The sequence below is a fragment of the Flavobacterium panici genome, assembly GCF_024499525.1.
In the GTDB taxonomy this organism is placed as follows: domain Bacteria; phylum Bacteroidota; class Bacteroidia; order Flavobacteriales; family Flavobacteriaceae; genus Flavobacterium; species Flavobacterium panici.
Window position 1 is genome coordinate 5,536,973 of sequence record NZ_CP100437.1, and the last position, 22,544, is coordinate 5,559,516.

The window sequence follows — 22,544 nt, forward strand, 5'->3', positions numbered from 1 at the left end:
AGGGCTTCGACTTCGCTCAGCCTTACAAGACTTGAAACTTGAAAAACCTGACACAAAAAAATGAAACAAAAAATAAACTTCCTAACGATTGTATTTCTGATAACCTGCAGTATGTTTTCTCAAAATACTTATGTGTTTTTAGGATCATATAATCGGGATAAAACGGCAGAAGCAATTCAAATATATCAATTAGATACTTTAAACGGAAAACTATCTAAAATAGCCTCGGCAAAAAATATTATAAACCCTTCGTATTTAACTGTTTCGCCAAATGGAAAATATGTTTACGCCTGTACGGATACCAAAACGCCAAATGCCGGAAGTATAAGCAGTTTTGAATTTAATCCCGAAAACAAAAGTCTGATTTTTTTAAACAGCCAAAGAAGCGGCGGTGAAAATCCGGTTTATGTTACGGTTCACAAAAGCGGAAAATGGATTGCAAATGCCAATTATACAGAAGGAAGTGTTTCGGTTTTCCCAGTTCTGGAAAACGGAAAAATTGATTCTATCGCGCAGAATTTTCAATATATTGATGGAAGTACGCACAAAGAAAGACAAACAAGATCTCACGTTCATTCTGCCGTATTTTCGCCTCAATTCGATTATTTATTTTTACCCGATTTAGGTGCCGATAAAATTCGCAGTTATGCTTTTGATGAAAATAAAAAACAGCCTTTAACCGAAGCTCAAATTCCTTTTACCAAAACTGATTTAGAAGCCGGTCCAAGACATTTTACTTTTCATCCGAATCAGAAATTTGGATATTGTATTGAAGAAATGGCGGGACAGATAAGCGTTTATAATTATGTAAAAGGAACTTTAAATAAAATCCAGCGTATTGCGACACATCCGGATAAAATAAAAGAAGGTTTTGAAAGTTCTGATATTCATATTTCACCAGATGGAAAGTTTCTTTACGCTACAAACCGAGGGAAAGAAAATAACATTGCTATTTTTTCAATTGATGAAAATGGATTATTGAAAAACATTGATTATCAATCGACTTTAGGAAAACATCCGAGAGTTTTTGCCATCGATGAAACCGGAAAATTCTTGGTTGCTACCAATGTAATTACTGGAAATATTATTGTTTTTAGAAGAAATCCTAAAACCGGATTATTGAAGAAAACAGGAAAAGAAATTAAAATGGAAAACGTTTCTTGTGTGCAGATTAGAAGGATTTGATTACTTGATGGATGGCACACGGATTTTACTTATTGAAACGGGTTAACACGGAGGTTTTGTCATCCTGAGCGAAGTCGAAGGATACGTAAGAAACTCTACAAAGTAAATCATCAATCTTTATCGATCTGCATGTGTAATCCTTCGACTTCGTTCAGGATGACAAAAAAAATCCTTTTTAATCCTTTTATCCCGATAGCTATCGGGAGTGGCAAAAAAACAAACTATAAAAACGCTATAAAATAACATTATAAAAAATGAAAAAAATAACTGTTTTCTGCGGATCAAGTTTTGGTACCGAAGAAATATATAAAGAACAAGCCGAATTATTGGGAAAAACTTTAGCCAAACAAAATATTGGTTTAGTTTATGGCGGAGCAAATGTGGGTTTAATGGGCGCTGTTGCGGATGGAGCTTTGAGCGAAAACGGAACTGTAATTGGCGTTCTTCCTAATTTTTTAAGATCAAAAGAAATTGCGCATAAAGGTTTAACCGAATTAATTTTGGTAGAAAGCATGCACGAACGCAAAACTAAAATGAATGATTTATGCGACGGTGTAATTGCGCTTCCGGGTGGTTTTGGAACTCTTGAAGAGCTTTTTGAAATGCTGACCTGGGCGCAGTTAGGTTTACATAAAAAACCAATCGCAATTTTAAATATCAACGGTTTTTATGATTCGCTTTTAGAATTACTTCAAACCATGAGTGAAAAGGGTTTATTGAAAGAAGCCAATCAAAAAATGCTTTTAGTAAGCGATGATATTGACGATTTATTAAACCAAATGAAAAATTACACTCCGCCAACGGTTGGAAAATGGATTGAAAAAGACAAAGTTTAAATTTAGATTTATCTACAATTAAACTCTTTTAAACTGCTTTTTATAGTCACTTGGATTCAATCCCGTATGTTTTTTAAACAAGCGATTCAGGTGACTTGCATCGCTAAAACCAAATTCATATACAATTTCATTGATCTGCATATTGGTAAATTTTAATCGGGTTTCGATTAGTTTTACTTTATAAGCCATTGTGTACTCCTGAATACTCTGCCCTGTTTTGGTTTTAAAATATTCGCTGATGTAAGTTGGCGAAACATTAAATGCCTGCGCCATATTTGACGCTTTTAATTGTTCTGGCTGATAAATATTCTGATGTACATAATTCAATAAATCCAAACTGGGAACCACGTTGTTTTGATTAAGGTTTAAAGGCGCAATAAGCGAAATGTTTCTGGCTGCAATTGTAATAATCGTATTTAGAATTTGCTTAATAACTTCCTGCTGCTGCGGAAAATTAGTATTTTCTTCTCTAATAAGTGCTTCAATCATTGCCCTTACCAAAGGTTTGTCTGTTACTGTTTTTAAAATACAGCCTGGCCTGTGGTTGTGATTGTGAAAAATAAATTCAAGTTTCTGGATCCAGTCGCTGCTTTGTGTTTTAAGATAACTGTCATGAAATCGTATAAAGAAAAATTTCGTTTTCTCTGTAACTTCAAAACTATGCGTATCTTGCGGGAAGATCAAAAAAAACTTGTCACTGCTGTAAGGCCATCGATGATCGTTTATAATTTGAGTTCCTTTTCCTTCCAGAACAAAAACCATTTCAAAAAAAGTATTTTTACGTTCTTTCGCTTCATATTCTACAACTTCTAAAAACTGAAGTTCAAAAGGATGGTATAAATTTCTAATTTCCATCTTGCAAAAGTACAAATTATTCCAATGATTGTACAAATTTCAAAAAGCTGTTATCCGCAACTTTGTAGTATAAAATCACTTAATATGGAAACAACCTCTTTTTTATTATTACGTCTTGCAATCGCAATCAGCATGTTTGGCCACGGATTAGTCCGACTGCCAAAACTGACCACTTTCAGTAATTGGATGGTTGGCACTTTTGAAAATTCAATGCTGCCAAAAATCCTCGTAACACCTTTTAGTTATATTTTACCAATAGCCGAATTTACCATTGGTCTTTTGCTGTTATTAGGCTTATTTACCAAACCAGCTTTAATTGCCGGAGCCGTTGTTATGCTTGCGTTATTATTTGGCACTTCGATGATTGAGAACTGGGAAGCTGTTCCCTCACAATTAATTCACATTGCTTTTTTTGCTTTGCTATTGCATTTTGCAGCTTATAATAGCTGGGCTATTGATACCTTAATTAAAAAATAAATAGTATGAGTTCAAGAAGAAATTTTATTAAACAAACCGGAATAATTGGAATGGTTGGAATGATAAATCCTATTGAAACTTTTTCTGAAGTTTCAAAAAATGCTCCAATTTTCTCTCCGCAAAAAACAAAATGGGCAGACGGTTCAAGATTAGTGGTTTCAATTTCGATGCAGTTTGAAGCTGGAGGACAGCCTCAAAATGCAGAAAGTCCATTTCCTCAAAATATACAAAAAGGTTTTATTGATCTTCCTGCCGCAACCTGGTACGAATATGGATATAAAGAAGGTGTTCCGCGTATGCTGGACAATTGGGATAAACTAGGTGTAAAAGTAACGTCGCACATGGTTGGGACTGCGGTTTTAAAAAATCCCGAATTAGCCAAAGAAATTGTACAAAGAGGCCACGAAGCCGCTGCACACGGAATGAGCTGGAGCACGCAATACACAATGCCATATGACGAAGAAAAAAAGTTTATAAAAGATGGTGTCGACGCCATAAAAAAAGTTACCGGTTTTACTCCTGTTGGTTACAATGCCAACTGGTTACGCCGAGGACAAAATACACTTGAGATCCTGCAGGAATTGGGATTCAAATACCATATTGACGATCTTAGTCGGGATGAACCTTTTATTATTCAGGTAAAAAATAAAGATTTTGCAGTTGTTCCGTATACCATTCGTTGCAACGATATTGTTTTGATTGAAGGGAAAAACTTTTCGGCAGATCAGTTTTTACAGCAGGCAAAACTGGAATTTGACCAATTATACGCCGAAAGCGAAACACAACGCCGACAAATGTCAATTAGTTTTCATGACCGTATTGGTGGAACGCCGCAAATGGTAAAAGCAACAAGCGATCTTATTAAATATATGCAGCAGCATCAAGGTGTGAGTTTTAAACGTAAAGACGAAATTGCTGAGATTGCACTTCATGATAAAACTACAATTAGAGAATAAATTGCAGATTTTAGATTTTAGATTGCAGATTTAGAATTTGGAATTTTACTTCTCACATATAAAATTATAATCCACATGAGTTAAAGCTTGTGTGGATTTTTTTATTCCCTTTTTTGGAATTTCTTTCTTAAATTAGAAGTCCAAAAATCAACTCATTTTCATCTCTCACATTTTACTTATCAATCATGAAACCAGAAAACAACAAATTTGCAAAAGCCGAAATGCTGATTAGAAAACCTGTTTCAGAAGTTTTTCAGGCTTTTATTGATCCGGAAATTACCAGTAAATTTTGGTTTACAAAAGGTTCCGGAAAATTAGAAGAAGGTAACAAAACGGAATGGACTTGGGAAATGTATGGTTTTTCGCTTTCGGTTACGACATTAGTTTTACAGGAAAATAAAAAGATTGTTATTGAATGGGGAAATCCAGATGAAACGACTTTGGTAGAATGGATTTTTACACCATTAAACGAAAATGAAACTTTTGTAAGTATAACAAATTCAGGTTTAAAAGGAGATTCAGATAAAATAATCGATCAGGTTCGCAATTCTACCGAAGGTTTTACGTTAGTTTTAGCCGGAGCAAAAGCGTTTTTGGAGCATCAATTACAGCTAAATTTAGTTTTAGACAGATTCCCAAAAGGATTGGCATAGAAAAGTTTCACGTTTCAAGTTTCTTTAGTTTCAAGTTCTCTACAGCAACCTGAAACTTGAAACATGAAACAAAAAAAACTAAAAATTATGGATACTAAGAAACCCGAAAATATCGACGAATACATTGGCGGATTCCCTAATGATGTTCAGGAAATTTTAGAAAAAGTGAGAATGACGATTCAGAAAGCAGCACCTGATGCCAAAGAAAAAATCAGTTATTCGATGCCGGCTTTTGAGCAAAACGGAATCGTGGTTTATTTTGCTGCTTTTAAAAATCATATTGGATTGTATGCTTTACCAAGCGGACATGAAGCTTTTGCCGAAGAACTTTCTAAATATAAATCTGGAAAAGGTTCGGTTCAGTTTCCTTTAAAAGAAAAAATGCCGTATGATTTAATTACTAAAATTGTAAAATTTAGAGTGAAAGAAAATCTGGAAAAAGCGAAAAAGAAATAACCAAAATGAATTTAGCAGAACATTACAATCAGCTTTATAAAACTTCTTCTGAATCCATTTTAAAGCAAAATTACAGCTTAGATTCTAAAATAAATGATCCTTCAGATTCCCGATTTGGTATTACGCTTCTCCTCCGCCCCAGCGAAAAAATAAAAAGCAATATTCAGTTATTTTTAGAAGAATTAAAAGCAGTTGAACCCAACCAATATTATTATCCTGATTCTGATATTCATATTACAGTAATGTCGATTATCTCGTGTTATGAAGATTTTAATTTGAATAAAATTAATGTTGAGGATTATATCAAAATCATTGAGAAAAGCTTAGAAAATTTAGGTGAAATCAAAATCGAATTTCGCGGTGTTACGGCTTCAAATTCTGCAATAATGATTCAGGGATTTCCTTCGGATGAAACTTTGAATAATTTAAGAAATAAACTTCGGGAGAATTTTAGAAATTCAACTTTACAACAAAGTATCGACAGCCGATATCTAATTGCAACAGCACATTCAACGGTAATGCGTTTTACAGAAAAACTTCAAAATCCTGAAAAATTAATTGAAGTTGTTGAGCAATTTCGGGATTACAATTTTGGAGAATTCACAGCCGATAAACTGGAATTAGTTTTTAATGATTGGTATCAGAGAAAAGAAAATACAATTCTGTTGAAAGATTTTGTGTTGTGATTTTTTTTGCCACAAATTCCACGAATTTTCACTAATTTTTTATTTTTAATTCGTGGAAATTCGTGTAATTAGTGGCAAACTTTATTTTTTAAAAGTTCCGAAATGCCATAAAACCCCAGACGGATCATGTAGGAAACATTCACTTCCCCATTCTAAATGGCGGGTTGGTGTTAGTTTTACGCCGTATTTTTCAGTTAAGTCTAAGGCTAAAAGTTCCTTATAATAACGATCTGCATCATCAACTTCAATAAAAATCATCGTGTTTTCAATCCAGTTTTTATCATAATAATCTTGGAGATAAAAGGCAGTTTCACCTGATTTAAAAACAGAAAAATTAGATTCTAAAACTACTTCTTCAAACCCTAAATCGCGATAAAAACTTCTCGACACTTTAAAGTCTTTTGCTCCAATAAATGGTCGAATTGATTTTATGTTGTGGTTCATTTCTACAAAAAAATTATACTAATTCTTGTTTAAAATGAATTTGTTCATCAAAAAAAGCTTGTTTTTCATCTATAAAAGATAATGTAACTACTTCTGTTTTTTTATTCGGCTGTAAAAATTCAATTTCAATGTTTTCAATCATTTCATTATCTTCTTTATTTGGAACAATAAATTTTAAGTAAAAAAACAGAACTTTATTCTTTTCAATAAAATTATTGTAAGTCAAAAACTGATCTTGCGGAATAACCATCTTATATTCACCACCTTTTAATTTTATTATTTCATCCTTAACCCAATAAATTTCTCCTTTTAATTTTTCATTATTTTTATAATTTACAAAAATGTTAACATCAGAAAATGACAAATCTTTCTTATAAACTCCCAAAGAAATTTTAAGCATGAATCCTTGTCCATTTAGTATTTTATCCGAATTATCATATCCTTTATATGAAAATTTTCGTTTTTGAGCCCTACTACAACTCAAAATCTTTCCAAAAATCTTTGGCCGTAAAGTTCTATCATAAATGATTATTCCAATAGATATTGCTGAAACTATATATGGTATTAATGTCCAGTAATTAAAATCATTGCTTTTTTCAATGATATAAATAAAACTATTTTTATGTGCCACTAATTCATTAAATGGTATTCTTAGTCTGCCAATCGTATCGTTCATAATAGTTTTTCTATTTTCAATAAAATTTCTTTTTGATAACCTTAACCCTTCAAAATATTTCCTAAACCAAACCCCATCTGTTCAATCACTTTCAAACTTTTGGTTAATTAATTTTTATTTATCAAACCCAAGCTGTTTTCGTAAATCTAAATTCAGACTGTATTGTTCCTGAACCGGAATTATTTTTCGTGAGTTTTTATTAATATCACTTCCTTCAGCTGTCCATAAAAATGGATAAAAATTGAATACTTCGTCGCCTTTTAATTTAGAAACTTCTGTTCTCCATCCATTCCATCTGTTGCCTTCATAAAACTTATCCAAATTATTGCTAAAACAAAATCCTAAAAATTCAGAATAGGTAATATCAAGCTGTTCAAACTCCAGATTATCAGGAGAAAAATAATAAATTTTCCCAACATCAGTTCCTAATCCTCCTCCATTTAAAAAATAAAAACCGCCAATTGCATCGTCGGCAATTAATAAAAAAGCGGGTGTTTCGCCAAATTCATTAAAAGTTTTTCCTTTATTCCAATCTGGCAGCGACCGATTAAATTTTGAACTCCCCGAACCTAAAATCCTAATCCACCCATCATCAATTAAAATTCCTCCAGTATTAAAAATAACTGCTCCCATTGTCGAGCGGGTTGTCACCTGAGTTTTGTACAAAGCGTCTTTTGCTTTTACAGCATCAACCGGTAAAACCTCCACTTTATTTGTTGCTGTTTTAATCCAGTCTTCTACAAGAGTCCAGCCTGGATCTGCTTTGTCTATAAGTTCTTCGGCTTTTTTCATTTTGTTTTGTGCAGTCGCTGCAAAAGTTAAAAATGTCAGTACTAGTAACGGAAACTTTGGTATCATTTAATGGCTTATAATTATTTAAATCTAACCCTTCTTCAAAATACTTCCTAAACCGCGGCCAATCTGTTCAATAGCTTCCAGACTTTTGGTTAATGGCGATGCAGTAAAATCTTCATAGGCATCCATAGAACTAATTTTACGATCGTCCTGCGGATAAACCAGAATGATATTATTATTGCTGAAGAATTTTTCGAATTTTTGCGGAAGTCTGTCAAAGATAGAATGATACGAAACAGAACCTTTTCGCGATAAGTTGAAAACAATTAAATCAGTTTCACGAATCTCATCTGAAATTGATTCAAAATCATCCCATTCTATTACACTTTTAAAACCCAATTTAGCATTCAAACGGAGATTATTCGCAATCTGTTGAATGGTTTGATGTGTTTTATATTCGGCATGAACTACAATCGGAATACTTAGTTCTTGCGACAACCTGCATATTTTTTGCAATAAAAGCTGAAATCCAATTCCTCTTTCTGAAAATGGCGGACAAATAAATACCAGTCTCTTATCTTCAATAAATGTTTTTTGAAATCTGCTGATAAACAAGCTTTTGTCAACATTGTTTATAATTGAATCTACATTTTCTCCAAAAATTTTATCCAGAAAACCTGTTTTCTTTGGCCAGCCTACAATCACAATATCCGACATTATTTCTTTAGAAGTTCTGGCAATTCCACTCGCCGGATTGTGGTCAATTCTTGCAATCGTATTTATTTTTACTTCTGATGCTGAGCCTTGAATTACAAATTTATCAACTGCTTTTCGGTATTTTAAAATATTCTTTTCAGCCTGATCGTTATTGGGTACAATCGTTAAAAGCGTAATTGGATTCGAAGATTTTTTATCTTTTATTAAAAGTGCAAAATCCAGTAAACTGGCGGCTGCCGAAGTTTTTGCTAACGGAATTAAAATATGTTCGTCTAAAATTTGATCTTTATCGGCGTCTGCATGTGAAATTTCTTCTTCGCAGATCGCTATTTTCTTAGCCGCTTTTTCGGTTGCAAAAGAAGCCACAATACAAGTAATCAGAATTAAAATAATAGTTCCGTTTAAGATATTTTCATCCAGGATTTTCGCTTTAAAACCCACTAAAATTACGGCCAGAGTTGCAGCGGCGTGCGCACTGCTCAAACCAAAAATAAGCTGTCTTTCGGTTTTACTGTATTTAAAAACAACCTGTGTAAAAAAGGCTGCGATCCATTTTCCAAAAATAGCCACAACACTCAAAGTTCCCGCAACAATTAAAGCCGTTGGCCCGCTTAAAATCACGCTGATATCAACCAGCATCCCAACAGAAATCAGGAAAAACGGAATAAATAAGGAGTTCCCGATAAATTCAATTCTGTTCATCAAAGCTGATGATTGCGGAATTAAAGGATTTAAGGCTAAACCGGCAACGAAAGCACCAATAATAGGCTCTACTCCTGCTACTTCGGCCAAAAAGGCCGCAAAGAAAACTACAGAAAGAACAAAAATATAATGGGCGTGTTTTTCACTTTCCAGTTTTTTGAAAAACCATTTGGCAATTCGTGGAATCAATAAAAACATTATGGCAGAGAAAATCGCCAATGAAACACCTAATTTGATCCAAAACGCCTGATTTAAACTTCCCTGACTGCTTCCCATAATTACGGCCAGAATAATCAAAACGGCAGTATCGGTCAAAATGGTTCCGCCAACAGTAATAGCAACTGCCTGATTTTTTGCAATTCCGAGTTTACTCACAATTGGATATGCTACTAAAGTATGTGTTGCAAACATACTAGCCGTTAAAAAACTGGCATTAAAATCGTATTGCAGTAAATAAAAACAAACCGGAAAACCTATTGAAAGCGGCAGAATAAATGTAAAGAATCCGAATAATAAACTCTTGTTTCGGTTCGCTTTAAACTCATTCATATCCAATTCCAGACCCGCAATAAACATAATGTACAAAAGCCCGATTGTCGAAAATAAATCGACAGCAGAGTTTTTAGCCAGAATATTAAGTCCGTGCGGCCCAATAATAACACCCGAAATAATTAAACCGATAATTCCCGGAATATTTATTTTTTTAAGTAAAATGGGCGACAGCAGAATAATGAAAAGTATTAAAGAGAAAATCAATACTGGATTGCTGAGAGGTAATTCAAATTCGTGTAAAAAATGCTTGAAAAATTCTATCATAATATAATTTTATCTTTTTATGGTATTCTAAATTTTCGTAAAAAGACATTGGTAGAATTAAAACGAAATCATCTACAGTTTCGGCTAATTTTCAATTTTGGGCAATTAAAAGAAACAGCAGATTTTGATAGTTGCATCTTTACAAAAATACCGAAAAAAGGTGAACTTTTTACGAAAACCACATATTAAGGAATTAAATTTATTTCGTTGCCGAATTAATAAAATTTAATATTTTTTTTAACAAATACGCAAGATTAACATTCAAAATTAATTCTTCATTGCATTATTCAATTATCTTTGTCTTAACAAAAATTGAACAATGGAAGAATGTATCTCTGTTTTTGATATGCTTAAAATTGGTGTTGGCCCTTCTAGCTCACATACTTTAGGTCCGTGGAGAGCCGCCGAACGTTTTTTAGAAGAGCTAAAAAATGAATCAATTTTAGATCAGATTAAACGTGTAAAAGTCGATTTGTACGGTTCACTTTCCTTAACCGGAAAAGGCCACGCGACGGATTTATCTGTTATGCTGGGTCTAAGTGGTCAGGATCCTGAATATATTCCGGTGGAAAATATTGCCGGAATCATTAAAACCATTGAAGATACAAACGAAATCAATCTCGCAAATGAATATAAAATTCCGTTTTATTTCCTGCAGGATATTGTTTTCAATAAAGACTTTCTTCCTTTTCATGCAAATGGGTTAAAATTCACGGCTTATAAAAATGACGATTCTGAATACGAATCTACTTTTTATTCTATTGGCGGCGGTTTTGTTGTAAAAGAAGAGCGTGAAAATGCTAAAATCAAAGAAGTCATAAAATGTGCTTTTCCGTTTCCAATTCAAAATGCGGTTGAGCTTTTAAATTATACCGTTTCTGAAAACAAATCGATTTCTGAGATTGTTTATGAAAATGAAAAATCAATGCGCTCTGAAGAAGTAATTCATTCCGAATTAATGCGTATTTGGAATACAATGCTGGAATGCATGTACATTGGCTGTCATACCGGAGGAATCCTTCCGGGCGGTTTGCATGTTCGCAGAAGAGCTTTTGATATGCACCAAAATTTAATTGGACTTTCCAATTATACTAATCCGCAATCATGGCTGGAAGAAATCAGAAAAACGGAGGTAAAATTTCGTCAGATTTTAAAATGGGTAAGCTGTTTTGCATTGGCCGTAAATGAAGTAAATGCTTCGTTAGGCCGCGTTGTTACAGCTCCAACAAACGGAAGTGCTGGTGTTATTCCGGCTGTTTTAATGTATTATCTGGTTATTGAAAATCATGATGCGGGCGAAAAAGAAATCAAACAATTTTTGATGGTTGCCGGAGAAATTGGAAGTATCTTTAAAAAAGGTTCTACGATTTCTGCTGCAATGGGTGGTTGTCAGGCAGAGATTGGCGTTTCGTCATCGATGGCAGCGGCAGCGCTTTGTGAATTAATGGACGGAACTCCTGCTCAGGTTTTAATGGCAGCAGAAATTGCAATGGAACATCATTTAGGTTTAACCTGTGATCCAATTGGTGGTTTAGTTCAAATTCCGTGTATCGAAAGAAATACAATGGGTGCGATAAAAGCCATAAATGCTGCTGAATTGGCTCTTGAAACGGATTCTAAAAATGCAAAAGTTCCGTTAGACAAAGTAATTAATACAATGTGGCAAACGGCAAAAGACATGAATTCTAAATACAAAGAAACCTCAGAAGGCGGACTTGCCATTGCGGTAAACATGGCGGATTGTTAAAAATATTTGCTTGCCACAGATTAAAAGGATTAAAATGATTTTTTCACGCAGATCCTGCAGATTTAAGCAGATTTTATTTAAAATTAAATCTTCTTATTTTTTAAAATTTGCATAAATAAAAATCTGTGAAAATCCTTTTAATCTGTGGCAAAAACTCAAAACTACTTCATGAAAAAACTCTACTTTCTAATTGCGATATGCTTTTCTTTTTTATCGCATTCACAGGAACGTTATTTTCTTAATTCAGATACCAGACTTTATATTTCAGCGAGTACTTCGGCTGATTTTTTGGGTTATTTTAAATATGGGGCAGAAGTTCGGTTATTATCAGAAAACCAAAATGGCTGGTATAAAGTTCAGGCGGATAATTTTAACGAAGGATATGTCCCCGAGAAATTTGTTGCTACAAGATTAAATGCAAAAGATATCAAAATAAAAGATCCTGAAAGTCCTATTCTCGAAGGCGGTGATGCATATTACGGCGGAAATCATTTATTTGTTTTAGTCGCAGGTTTAAAAGCCAGAGCGCTGCCGGATAAAAATTCAAAAATTAAAGAAATCCTTTTTACCGGAGATCCGGTTGCTGTAAACTATCTTCCTAAAAATCAAGAAGACTGGGTTAATATTAATGGAAATTTTGACGAAGAATATGCTAAATATACGTTGAGAAAATTCATTGGCGTAAGACCTGATTTTGAAACTTTATTGAAAGATTTTGATAAACTTGATATCAATGCAGTTTCCGAACGAAAAACGGTAAGCGAAAGACTTGTTGAACTAGCATGGAACAGTGAATATTTTAAATTAGAACCAGCTTACAAAAGATACTACGAAGTTGTTAAGCAGATAAATGATCCTAAATTACTTGCTGAAACTGAATTAAATATGGCTATAGCCAAAGGTTTAACGAAACATAAATTATCGGAACAAATTGTTTCTTTTGTCAAAAAAGCAGAATTTAGTTTAAAAGGAACTAAAACCAAATCGTTGTATTTATCACAAAATGATTTAGTTAAAGTATTTGGCAAACCAACAAAAAAAGCAAATGTTGGTGACGAATGCGGAATTTATCTTAGTGATTTATTCTACTATTATCCAGACTTGGAAGTTTCTGTTGATGAAAAGAAAAATCAGGCAGAAATCGTAAAAGTTTTCATCAACGAAAACAACAAATTTATAATAAACCCAAATGCAGTTTTAGATAATTCAATGTCCGAAAAAGCTTTCATTGAAAAATATGGAACTTATATCGATGCTTCGATAAAATCACCACATAAATATTCTATCATAATGGAAGACAGTCAGTTTAGATTAGAATTTAAAGACGGGAAACTTTTTTCTGTCGAAATATTCTTTTATTGCTGATTCTCAAGTTATAATTATTCAATACTTTTACATCTTCAAAAAAAAATAAAATGTCAGTAGCAAAAAAAGATTATAAAAGAATCACAACAAAGTCATTGATTGAAATGAAAAGCAACGGAGAAAAAATCTCTATGCTTACCGCGTATGATTATACAATGGCTAAAATTGTTGATACCGCAGGAGTCGATGTGATTTTGGTGGGAGATTCGGCATCAAATGTTATGGCGGGTCACGAAACGACGCTGCCAATCACTTTAGATCAAATGATTTATCATGCTTCATCTGTAGTTCGTGCTGTAGAAAGAGGCTTAGTTGTGGTTGATTTACCTTTTGGAAGTTACCAATCTGATCCTAAAGAGGCTTTGCGTTCTGCTATCAGAATTATGAAGGAAAGCGGCGGACATGCTGTAAAACTTGAAGGTGGAAAAGAAATTAAAGAATCTATCAAAAAAATATTAAATGCAGGAATTCCAGTTATGGGACATTTAGGTTTAACGCCTCAGTCTATCTATAAATTTGGAACATACAGCGTTCGTGCAAAAGAAGAAGAAGAAGCCGAAAAATTAATTGAAGATGCTAAAATGCTGGAAAAAGTTGGATGTTTTGCAGTAGTTCTGGAAAAAATCCCTGCTGATTTGGCCGAAAAAGTAGCTAAAAGTATCTCGATTCCAGTTATTGGAATTGGTGCCGGAGGCGGTGTAGACGGACAGGTTTTAGTTATTCACGATATGTTAGGAATGAACAATGAATTCAGTCCTCGTTTCCTGCGTCGTTATTTAAACTTATACGAATTAATGACAAAAGCAATTGGCCAATATGCTGCTGATGTTAAGTCGAGTGATTTTCCTAATGCTGGGGAACAGTATTAATTTTAAGATGCTAAGTTGCTAAGGTTCTGAGACGCTAAGCTTTTTTTTGGTACAAAGGTTCAAAGTGACAAAGATTCAAAGGTTTTAAAAAACACAAAAATTTAATTGCCTCCAGCTTTAGCTGGAGGTATTTTTTAAGCTTTATTGAAGGCTTTAGCCAAACTTTTCCAATCTACAATCATAAATCTAAAATCTAAAATTCCTCCATAAGTCTAATATGAAAATTCTTTCGGATAAAAATAATCTACAAATCTTGCATGAAGACAATCACATTATTGTGGTTAACAAACGCGTAGGCGATATTGTACAAGGTGATAAAACAGGTGACAAACCTTTATCTGATGTTGTAAAAGAATATATAAAAGACAAATACAATAAACCGGGCGATGTTTTCCTGGGTGTGATTCATCGTTTAGATCGTCCTACAACCGGAATTGTGGTTTTTGCGAGAACTAGTAAAGCATTGACGCGAATGAACGAATTGTTCAGTAATCGTGAAACTAAAAAAACGTATTGGGCTGTTGTAAAAAATAAACCTGTTGAAGCTAGTGCTAAATTGGTTCATTATTTAAAAAGAAACGAAAAAAACAATACTTCAAAAGCACATTTAAAAGAAGTTCCAGACAGCAAACCAGCAAGTCTGGATTATAAAATAATCAAAGAACTTCAAAATTATACAGCTCTGGAAATCAATCTTCATACGGGGCGTCATCATCAAATTCGTGCACAATTGTCTGCCATTGGATCTCCAATAAAAGGCGATTTAAAATATGGAGCCGACAGAAGCAATCCCGACGGCGGAATTCATCTTCATGCCAGAAAACTAGTTTTTGTTCATCCTGTTTCAAAAGAAAACATTACAATCATTGCGCCAACTCCAGATGAAACGATTTGGAATGCCGTCTGATTTTTATGATTAAATTGTTAATTTTTTAAATTTTATCGATTAACTTGCATATCCTAAAAAACAAGCTGATCATAAAATGGAATTCAAAAACGACATTGGTTACAGAAAAGAAACGCTGAAAAAGTTATTATATAACATTCAAAAAAGCGAAGATTTAATTGTAAAAGCTTTGTACGATGATTTTAAAAAACCAGAATTCGAAGCTGTTGTAACTGAGACAAATTATGTTATTTCGGAATTAAAAGATACTATCAAAAATCTTAATTCCTGGGCAAAACCCAAACGTGTCTTCCCTTCCCTTCTTAATTTTCCTTCTTCAGATTATATTTATAAAGAACCTTACGGAAATGTTCTGGTAATTGCTCCGTGGAATTATCCGTTTCAATTGGCTTTGTGCCCGTTGATTTCAGCCGTTGCTGCCGGAAACAGAGTCGTTTTAAAGCCTTCAGAACTTACGCCGCATACTTCTTCAATTATTGCTAAAATTATTGAGAAAACATTTCATATCAGTCATGTAGAAGTTTTTGAAGGCGGTGTCGAGGTTTCAAATAAATTACTGGCACAGCGCTGGGATTATATTTTCTTTACCGGAAGCGCTCCAGTTGGGAAAATTGTGGCAAAAGCAGCTGCCGAAAACCTAACTCCTGTAACACTCGAATTAGGCGGAAAAAATCCTTGCGTTGTTGATGAAACTGCTAATTTAAAACTGGCAGCAAAACGAATTGTGTGGGGAAAATTTATAAATGCCGGACAAACCTGCATTGCTCCGGATTATGTTTTGATTCAAAAAAACATGAAAGTCAATTTCATCACCTTTTTAATGGAAGAAATTGTAAAAGCATACGGTAAAAAAATAGATAAATCACCAGATTTTGCCCGAATCGTAAATACCAAAAATTGGGTTCGTTTAGATCAAATGATTGAAAAAGAAAAGGTAATTTTTGGCGGAGATACAAATGCTGATAAATTGTACATTTCTCCTACTTTAATTGAAGAACCAAGTTTAGATAGTGCTGTAATGAAGGAAGAAATCTTTGGGCCAATCTTACCAATTTTAATTTATGAAACCGAAGCTGACATTCATAATGTGATTAGTAAGTACGAAAAACCTCTCGCTTTTTATATTTTTAGTGAAAATAAATCATTTGCTAAAAAATTAATTGCAAATTACTCTTTTGGAGGCGGCTGCATAAACGATACAGTAGTTCATTTTTCTAATAAAAGGCTTCCTTTTGGCGGTGTTGGCCACAGCGGAATTGGAGCTTATCACGGAAAATTGAGTTTTGATATTTTTTCGCATCATAAAGCAATAGTTAAAAAAGCAAACTGGCTTGATCTGCCTATGCGTTACGCGCCATATAAAGACAAACTCGCTTCGATAAAACGAATTTTAGACTGGCTTTAAATTAGGGAAACAATTTCGTAATATTTGTAGATTTTTATTCGGAATTGATTTAAAATATTATATTTACGTCAACTAATTTATTACGACGAAGAATATAAAACAACTTTACTTTTAAAATGAAATCTACACTTGAACAAATTGAGGACATCAAAAAAGATGGCTATTCGATAGACTTTTCTACTGTTTTTACTTATGCTTTTGAAAATTACAAAAAGATAGCTTTGTATTCCGGATTGATAATTCTTGTGTTTTCAATTCTTGCTTTTATAGTAATCATGGGATTAGCCACCGTAGTTTATGGTATACAAGCTCTTTCAGAAGATTTTATTAAAAACTTCGAAAATCAAAAACTTACTTATCTTGAACAATTATTTTCAACAGTTGCTGTTGCAGTTGTAAGCGCAATATTTGCACCGCTTGGAGCCGGGTTTCTTAAAATGGCTGACTGCGCAGATAAAGATGAAGAGTTTAATGTTTCTACAATTTTTACCTATTATAAAGCACCGTACTTTTTTCAATTATTCTCTTTAGCATTTCTGTTAGCTATTGTAAGTACTGGAATTTCGTATGCTTTAGACAGTACCGGAATCATGTTTTTAGGCGGCGGAATATCAATAATGATTTCGTTTTTTACTTATTTTGCAATTCCCTTAGTGATTTTTGGAAATCTTAAAGCAATAGATGCCATTAAATCAAGTATTGTTATTGTAGGTAAAAATCCATTAATAATTTTCGCTCTGTTTGTCATAGGATTTCTTGGGTCATTAGTGGGTCTTGTTGCATGCTGCATCGGAGTAATTTTTACTGTTATTTTCAATACATCAGTAACATATGCTACTTATTATTCAATTTTTACCGAAGAAGAGCAAGCAGATTCTATTGATTCAATTGGAAGATCGGATTTTGAATAAAAACAAAGTTCTAGTAAATTTCAAAGGGCTTAACCAACTCTATTATTAGAATTTAAATTGCTATTTACTAAACCAAACATATCCCAAAATCTATGGTAGAAAACTATAGTTTTTTCAATCTATTGGTTTCAGGTATTACCTGTTCTGGTAATACTCTGAAATCAATTATGACAAACTGGTATGTTTTCAATTCAGATATTATTTTTTATAATAATCCCAAATTTATAGTTCTCGGCTTCTCTTTGCTGGGATTTTTGGGACTTTTGGTTTATCAATTTTTTCGCATAAAAGCAAAAATTGGAAATTTCATCGAAAAAAAGAAAGAAGCAGAAACCGCAGGAAGGGAATATCAGCTTTATATTTTATTTTTTGGAATTGCAGTTATTGTAATCGAAATCATAAATGAAATTTTTAAAATCAGGCCAAAAAGTTTATTGGTCGTAAACGTTTCAATTGGTTTTTCTGTTCTTGTAGCTTATGTAATAACCGATAAAGTAAAATGGCTGAGAGATAAAATTCAGTATATTTTTATTTTTTGCTTCTTTATTTACATTAGTTACGTTTGTTATAACATTGTTTTTTTGGCAGAAGATGTTGTTCCCATAATCGTTTTTTTAATTTCGTTTTTCTTCTCCTACAACATTTTAAAACCAATTAAAATTTACTGGTTTTTTGTTGCCCTCGTTTTTATATTTCTCTTTTCAACCGTTACATTTCAATTAATTCCTTTAAAATCTTCTATTTTATTAATTAATTTCTGCATCCTGATTTTTATTATTAATCAGGTAAAATATGCCGTTTTACAAAATAATCGGGACAATTTCAGGTTTGCAAACGAAATTGTACACAAAGGAAATTCATTGACAATTGCAACAGATCAAAAAGGTGAAATATTATTTTGCAGCGAAACCGTAACTTCTATTTTAGGTTATCAGCCCGAAGAAGTTATGGGGCTTAATTTCTGGAAGCTTACAAAAGGAGACGAATACAACAAAAATATTTCTATCATACATCATGAAGAAAATAAAATTTATACTCGAAAATTAAAGACTAAAAACGGAGAATACAGATATATACAATGGAAAGATAAAAAATTCTCTGAGGATTTAATTATAAGTATTGGTCAGGATGTTACCGAGCAGATTATTGTTCAGGATCAATACAAAAACTTAATTCAAACGGCGACAGATATTATTTTTGAAGTTGATGCCGACGGTTATTTTACTTTTATAAATGAATTTGCATATTCTCTTTTAGGTTATTCTGAAGACGAAATACTTCAAAAACATTATTCAAATTTCATTCATGAAAAGTACTCGATGAGTGCGGTTGATTTTTATGAGAATTTTGAAAGTAACGGAAATAAATTCCCCATAATTGAACTTCCTATTTTAAAGAAAAACGGACAGGAATTATGGATTTCGCAAAAGATCATCATTCGTAAAAATGATTTAGACCAAACTATTGGTTTTGCAGGAATTGCAAGGGATATTACCGAAATTAAAAATGCCGAAAACGAAAAAAAGAGACGTCTCGAAAAAATCGAAGCCTATAATAATTCAACTAAAAAACTATCCACAACCGATTTTAGTACTTACAATAACTTAAATACGGTTATCGATTATATTATAAAAGAAGCCTCGACTGTAAGTCAGGCTAATCGCGTAAGTTTTTGGAAATACTCCAGAGATTTAATTAGCTGCAAAAATCTATATAGTGTTGACAATCAAAATTTAAACGATAAAAACATTCTAAACAAAGAATCCTATCCTATATATTTTGAGACTTTAAAAAATAAAGCAATTATAAATGCTCCGGACGTTTTTAATAAATTAGAAACATCTGAATTTGAAAAACTTTATTTCACTAAAAACAAAATTAAATCAATGCTGGATGTTCCCATTTTTTTAAGCGGACAATTGGCCGGTGTTGTTTGTTTTGAAAGTACAGAGGAACAAAGAGATTGGGATAATGAAGATATCAATTATGCCAGAACTATTTCTGACGTTGTTTCGCTCGCTATTTCGATGCAGATGCGTTTGGAAACAGAACGAAGATTAGAATTTAAAAGTCAGCTTTTATCAGCACTTTCCCTTTGTACAGAGAAATTTTTGATGAGCAAATCTACAGAGCAAATGTTTCAGGAAACATATGATTTGATTGGAAAAGCTTCAAAAGCAGATCATATGTTTTATTATGAAAGAGATTTTACGACCAATACTGTTGTTCAAAAATACAAATGGTCGCGAAAAGGAATTCCGCATCAAATCACACCTTTGCGGCATATGACCGAGGATAATTTGAAAGAAATCTTTGAAGCCGCAAAAAATAAACGAATCGTAAATACGTATACCAGAAAGCTTGAAGACAGGTTTTTTAAACAACTACTCATCAATAATGAAATAAAATCAATTCTAATCCTGCCGTTGTACATCAACGATATTTTTACCGGATTTATTGGCTTTGATGATTGTACCAAAGAACGAAAATGGTCTGAAGAGGAAATTTATATCTTTCAGGTTTTGGCCAATAACATTTCATCTGCATTAGAAAGAAACCGAAACGAAAGTAAGATTATTGAAAGTGAAGAAAAATTCAAATTAATCGCCAACAATATTCCCGGAACCGTTTATTTATCGAAGTTTGATGCATTTTCAACTAAAATTTTCCTAAACGACGAAATTCAAAATTTAACCGGATATTCTAAAGCAGAATTTATCGAAAATAATCTTTCGTTTTTATCCCTTATTCATCATGAAGACCGCGATGAAGTTATTAATAATCAAATTGATAATCTTCAAAATGGAATTCCGTTGCACAATGTTTACCGAATTAAAAGAAAAACAGGAGAATATATTTGGGTGGAAGAATTTGGTGACGTTATTAAAAAAGGTGATGAAATTGAATTTGTGGGTGGAATTTACTTTGACATCACCAATAAAAAAGAAACCGAAGACGCGATTAAAGCCAAACAATTGGCAGAAGCCGCCAATAAATCAAAATCTGATTTTCTGGCGAATATGTCGCATGAAATCAGAACACCTTTAAACGGAATTATTGGTTTTACCCATTTATTGATGAAAACTGAATTAGAGGAAATTCAGGAAAAATACATGACCACCATTAATCAGTCCGCGCACTCGCTGTTGGAGATTATCAATGATATTCTTGATTTTTCTAAAATTGAAGCCGGAAAACTGGAGCTTTTTATTGATTTATATGATATTAAAAAAGTATTGGGTCAGGTTTTCGATTTAATTGTTTTTGAATCCAATCAAAAAAACCTGCAATTGGAACTCAATGTAGATCAGGATGTTCCTAAATATATCTGGACAGATATTGTGCGAATCAAACAAATTCTGATTAATCTGCTTTCTAACGCGGTAAAATTTACCAATGAAGGTTCTATCAAACTGAATGTTTCTGTTTTATCAAAATCAAAAAATAACTTTTCGACCATCCGATTTTCTGTAATTGATACGGGAATTGGGATTATGGAGAAAAATCAGAAGAAAATTTTTAAGGCCTTTTCCCAGGCAGATAGTTCAACAACAAGAAAATTTGGCGGAACCGGTTTAGGTTTAACAATCTCAAATCAGCTTTTAGCTTTAATGGAAAGCCGATTACAGCTGGAAAGTAAAATTGGTGAAGGAAGTAATTTCTTTTTCGATTTAAATTTAAAAACCAGCAATCAAAGCATAAACGAAAAATACAATACAGAATTAAAAAACTTACAGGCTCTTCCTGATGAAAATTATAATGAAGCAAACAGCAAAAACATACGTTTTTTAATTGTGGAGGATAATAAAGTAAATATGCTACTGTTAAAAACGATTGTAAAAAACCTGTATCACAATGCTTTTATTTTTGAATGCGAAAATGGTTATGAAGCTGTAAAACAATTTGAAAGTATTAATCCAACGCTTGTTTTCATGGATATTCAAATGCCAATTATGAACGGCTACGAAACAACAAAAGCCATTAGAAATACTTCTGCAGGCAAAGATATTCCGATTATTGCCGTAACTGCGGGCGCAGAAAAAGAAGAGCGCAACAAATGTATTTCTGCCGGAATGGATGATTATATTTCAAAACCAATTATGAAAGGCACTGTCGAGGAAACTTTGGTAAAATGGCTAAAATAATTAAAACTAAATCATGACAAATCACAAGTTATTCCCAAAAATTATATAAATTCGTACAAGAAAAAACATAAAAAGCTTAAATACAATTTACTATGAAATGGAGAGGTTCAAGAGAAAGCGATAATGTAGAAGACCGAAGATCAGTCTCTGGCGGAAAAATCGCTGTTGGAGGTGGTGTTATTGGTATCATTATTTTGCTGTTGAATGTTTTTGGTGGCGAAACCGGTCAGCAAATAACGCCAATTTTAGAACAAATGCAGGGCGGACAAACGCAAACTGAAGCTGCAGCTCCATTAAGTAAAGAAGATGAAGAAATGGGGCATTTTGTAAAATCGGTTTTAGCAAAAACAGAAGATACTTGGGGAAAAATATTTGCCGAACACGGAATGACGTATAAAAACCCAAAATTGGTGCTTTTTAGAGGTTCTGTTCAAACTGCTTGCGGTGGAGCATCTTCTGCATCGGGTCCGTTTTATTGTCCCGCAGATCAAAAGGTTTATATGGATTTAGGATTCTTTGAAGAACTAAAAACAAAATTCGGTGCCAAAGGCGGAGATTTTGCCATTGCGTATGTTATTGCCCATGAAATTGGACATCATATTCAGACTTTATTAGGAACCTCTGCAAAAATGCATCAAGAGCAGGAAGGCAAAAGTCAGGCCGAAGCCAATAAACTTTCTGTAGCCTTGGAATTACAAGCCGATTTTTATGCCGGGGTATGGGCACACGACAATCAGCAATATTTAGATGAAGGCGATATCGAAGAAGCTTTAAGTGCTGCAAATGCCGTTGGAGACGACGCAATACAAAGCAAAATGCAAGGACAAATTGTTCCGGATTCCTTTACTCACGGAACATCAGAACAAAGAATGTACTGGTTTAAAAAAGGTTTTAAAACTGGAGATATTAAACAAGGAACTACCTTTGAGGAAATTTAAAAC

General features: G+C 33.2%; 20 protein-coding genes. 15 read left to right on the plus strand and 5 right to left on the minus strand.

All coding sequences use genetic code 11. The features are described from left to right. The first annotated feature begins 60 nt into the window (after positions 1-60). Positions 61-1,185, plus strand: a complete 1,125-nt coding sequence (locus tag NLJ00_RS23070; RefSeq protein ID WP_053471741.1) for a lactonase family protein — start codon at positions 61-63, stop codon at positions 1,183-1,185. 254 nt (positions 1,186-1,439) lie between these two features. Next, complete coding sequence (locus NLJ00_RS23075) at positions 1,440-2,021, plus strand: LOG family protein (RefSeq protein WP_256635569.1); 582 nt, start codon at positions 1,440-1,442, stop codon at positions 2,019-2,021. Positions 2,022-2,039: 18 nt separating this feature from the next. On the opposite strand, the gene NLJ00_RS23080 is transcribed toward NLJ00_RS23075, so the two are convergent. Further along, a complete protein-coding gene (locus NLJ00_RS23080; protein WP_256635570.1) occupies positions 2,040-2,876 on the minus strand; it encodes a helix-turn-helix domain-containing protein in 837 nt (278 codons plus the stop codon). Between the two features lie 84 nt (positions 2,877-2,960). On the opposite strand from NLJ00_RS23080, the gene NLJ00_RS23085 reads away from it, so the two are divergent. The 5 genes from NLJ00_RS23085 (at position 2,961) to NLJ00_RS23105 (ending at position 6,104) form a co-directional block, all read left to right on the plus strand. Continuing rightward, positions 2,961-3,353: a DoxX family membrane protein gene (locus NLJ00_RS23085; protein ID WP_256635571.1), complete on the plus strand. Its 393-nt coding sequence runs from the start codon at positions 2,961-2,963 to the stop codon at positions 3,351-3,353. Between the two features lie 5 nt (positions 3,354-3,358). Continuing rightward, entirely contained in the window at positions 3,359-4,309 is a 951-nt protein-coding gene (locus NLJ00_RS23090) for a polysaccharide deacetylase family protein (RefSeq protein WP_256635572.1), read from the plus strand. Positions 4,310-4,494: 185 nt separating this feature from the next. After that, positions 4,495-4,962, plus strand: a complete 468-nt coding sequence (locus NLJ00_RS23095; protein WP_256635573.1) for an SRPBCC family protein — start codon at positions 4,495-4,497, stop codon at positions 4,960-4,962. A gap of 87 nt (positions 4,963-5,049) precedes the next feature. Then, positions 5,050-5,418, plus strand: coding sequence for an iron chaperone (locus NLJ00_RS23100; protein ID WP_256635574.1), 369 nt, complete (start codon positions 5,050-5,052; stop codon positions 5,416-5,418). A gap of 5 nt (positions 5,419-5,423) precedes the next feature. Next, positions 5,424-6,104: a 2'-5' RNA ligase family protein gene (locus tag NLJ00_RS23105; RefSeq protein ID WP_256635575.1), complete on the plus strand. Its 681-nt coding sequence runs from the start codon at positions 5,424-5,426 to the stop codon at positions 6,102-6,104. 81 nt (positions 6,105-6,185) lie between these two features. Here the strand turns inward: NLJ00_RS23105 and NLJ00_RS23110 are convergent, their stop codons facing one another. The 4 genes from NLJ00_RS23110 to NLJ00_RS23125 form a co-directional block, all read right to left on the minus strand. Beyond that, entirely contained in the window at positions 6,186-6,548 is a 363-nt protein-coding gene (locus NLJ00_RS23110; protein ID WP_256635576.1) for a VOC family protein, read from the minus strand. 13 nt (positions 6,549-6,561) lie between these two features. Next, entirely contained in the window at positions 6,562-7,224 is a 663-nt protein-coding gene (locus tag NLJ00_RS23115; protein WP_256635577.1) for a hypothetical protein, read from the minus strand. Between the two features lie 114 nt (positions 7,225-7,338). Beyond that, complete coding sequence (locus tag NLJ00_RS23120; RefSeq protein ID WP_082356416.1) at positions 7,339-8,082, minus strand: DUF2625 domain-containing protein; 744 nt, start codon at positions 8,080-8,082, stop codon at positions 7,339-7,341. 24 nt (positions 8,083-8,106) lie between these two features. Continuing rightward, entirely contained in the window at positions 8,107-10,254 is a 2,148-nt protein-coding gene (locus NLJ00_RS23125) for a cation:proton antiporter (RefSeq protein WP_053471749.1), read from the minus strand. A 319-nt stretch (positions 10,255-10,573) separates the two neighbouring features. On the opposite strand from NLJ00_RS23125, the gene NLJ00_RS23130 reads away from it, so the two are divergent. The 8 genes from NLJ00_RS23130 (at position 10,574) to ypfJ (ending at position 22,541) form a co-directional block, all read left to right on the plus strand. Next, positions 10,574-12,001 carry an L-serine ammonia-lyase gene (locus NLJ00_RS23130; RefSeq protein WP_053471750.1) on the plus strand — a complete coding sequence of 476 codons (1,428 nt, stop codon included), beginning with the start codon at positions 10,574-10,576 and terminating at the stop codon, positions 11,999-12,001. A gap of 168 nt (positions 12,002-12,169) precedes the next feature. Beyond that, positions 12,170-13,366 (plus strand): SH3 domain-containing protein, encoded by a 1,197-nt coding sequence (locus NLJ00_RS23135; protein WP_256635578.1) that lies wholly within the window; start codon positions 12,170-12,172, stop codon positions 13,364-13,366. A gap of 50 nt (positions 13,367-13,416) precedes the next feature. Next, positions 13,417-14,235 (plus strand): 3-methyl-2-oxobutanoate hydroxymethyltransferase, encoded by an 819-nt coding sequence (gene panB / locus NLJ00_RS23140; protein WP_053471752.1) that lies wholly within the window; start codon positions 13,417-13,419, stop codon positions 14,233-14,235. A 217-nt stretch (positions 14,236-14,452) separates the two neighbouring features. Beyond that, complete coding sequence (locus tag NLJ00_RS23145; RefSeq protein WP_053471753.1) at positions 14,453-15,142, plus strand: RluA family pseudouridine synthase; 690 nt, start codon at positions 14,453-14,455, stop codon at positions 15,140-15,142. Positions 15,143-15,218: 76 nt separating this feature from the next. Beyond that, a complete protein-coding gene (locus NLJ00_RS23150; protein WP_053471754.1) occupies positions 15,219-16,547 on the plus strand; it encodes an aldehyde dehydrogenase in 1,329 nt (442 codons plus the stop codon). 116 nt (positions 16,548-16,663) lie between these two features. Beyond that, positions 16,664-17,458, plus strand: a complete 795-nt coding sequence (locus tag NLJ00_RS23155; protein ID WP_053471755.1) for a DUF2189 domain-containing protein — start codon at positions 16,664-16,666, stop codon at positions 17,456-17,458. Positions 17,459-17,550: 92 nt separating this feature from the next. Next, complete coding sequence (locus NLJ00_RS23160) at positions 17,551-21,603, plus strand: PAS domain S-box protein (protein WP_053471756.1); 4,053 nt, start codon at positions 17,551-17,553, stop codon at positions 21,601-21,603. 92 nt (positions 21,604-21,695) lie between these two features. Then, complete coding sequence (gene ypfJ / locus NLJ00_RS23165; RefSeq protein WP_053471757.1) at positions 21,696-22,541, plus strand: KPN_02809 family neutral zinc metallopeptidase; 846 nt, start codon at positions 21,696-21,698, stop codon at positions 22,539-22,541. The last annotated feature ends 3 nt before the right edge of the window (positions 22,542-22,544 follow it).

Bases quoted from the DNA above. Each gene is read 5' to 3' on its own strand.
- NLJ00_RS23070 (WP_053471741.1), top strand. From the start codon at position 61: ATGAAACAAAAAATAAACTTCCTAACGATTGTATTTCTGATAACCTGC.
- NLJ00_RS23075 (WP_256635569.1), top strand. From the start codon at position 1,440: ATGAAAAAAATAACTGTTTTCTGCGGATCAAGTTTTGGTACCGAAGAA.
- NLJ00_RS23080 (WP_256635570.1), bottom strand. From the start codon at position 2,876: ATGGAAATTAGAAATTTATACCATCCTTTTGAACTTCAGTTTTTAGAA.
- NLJ00_RS23085 (WP_256635571.1), top strand. From the start codon at position 2,961: ATGGAAACAACCTCTTTTTTATTATTACGTCTTGCAATCGCAATCAGC.
- NLJ00_RS23090 (WP_256635572.1), top strand. From the start codon at position 3,359: ATGAGTTCAAGAAGAAATTTTATTAAACAAACCGGAATAATTGGAATG.
- NLJ00_RS23095 (WP_256635573.1), top strand. From the start codon at position 4,495: ATGAAACCAGAAAACAACAAATTTGCAAAAGCCGAAATGCTGATTAGA.
- NLJ00_RS23100 (WP_256635574.1), top strand. From the start codon at position 5,050: ATGGATACTAAGAAACCCGAAAATATCGACGAATACATTGGCGGATTC.
- NLJ00_RS23105 (WP_256635575.1), top strand. From the start codon at position 5,424: ATGAATTTAGCAGAACATTACAATCAGCTTTATAAAACTTCTTCTGAA.
- NLJ00_RS23110 (WP_256635576.1), bottom strand. From the start codon at position 6,548: ATGAACCACAACATAAAATCAATTCGACCATTTATTGGAGCAAAAGAC.
- NLJ00_RS23115 (WP_256635577.1), bottom strand. From the start codon at position 7,224: ATGAACGATACGATTGGCAGACTAAGAATACCATTTAATGAATTAGTG.
- NLJ00_RS23120 (WP_082356416.1), bottom strand. From the start codon at position 8,082: ATGATACCAAAGTTTCCGTTACTAGTACTGACATTTTTAACTTTTGCA.
- NLJ00_RS23125 (WP_053471749.1), bottom strand. From the start codon at position 10,254: ATGATAGAATTTTTCAAGCATTTTTTACACGAATTTGAATTACCTCTC.
- NLJ00_RS23130 (WP_053471750.1), top strand. From the start codon at position 10,574: ATGGAAGAATGTATCTCTGTTTTTGATATGCTTAAAATTGGTGTTGGC.
- NLJ00_RS23135 (WP_256635578.1), top strand. From the start codon at position 12,170: ATGAAAAAACTCTACTTTCTAATTGCGATATGCTTTTCTTTTTTATCG.
- panB (WP_053471752.1), top strand. From the start codon at position 13,417: ATGTCAGTAGCAAAAAAAGATTATAAAAGAATCACAACAAAGTCATTG.
- NLJ00_RS23145 (WP_053471753.1), top strand. From the start codon at position 14,453: ATGAAAATTCTTTCGGATAAAAATAATCTACAAATCTTGCATGAAGAC.
- NLJ00_RS23150 (WP_053471754.1), top strand. From the start codon at position 15,219: ATGGAATTCAAAAACGACATTGGTTACAGAAAAGAAACGCTGAAAAAG.
- NLJ00_RS23155 (WP_053471755.1), top strand. From the start codon at position 16,664: ATGAAATCTACACTTGAACAAATTGAGGACATCAAAAAAGATGGCTAT.
- NLJ00_RS23160 (WP_053471756.1), top strand. From the start codon at position 17,551: ATGGTAGAAAACTATAGTTTTTTCAATCTATTGGTTTCAGGTATTACC.
- ypfJ (WP_053471757.1), top strand. From the start codon at position 21,696: ATGAAATGGAGAGGTTCAAGAGAAAGCGATAATGTAGAAGACCGAAGA.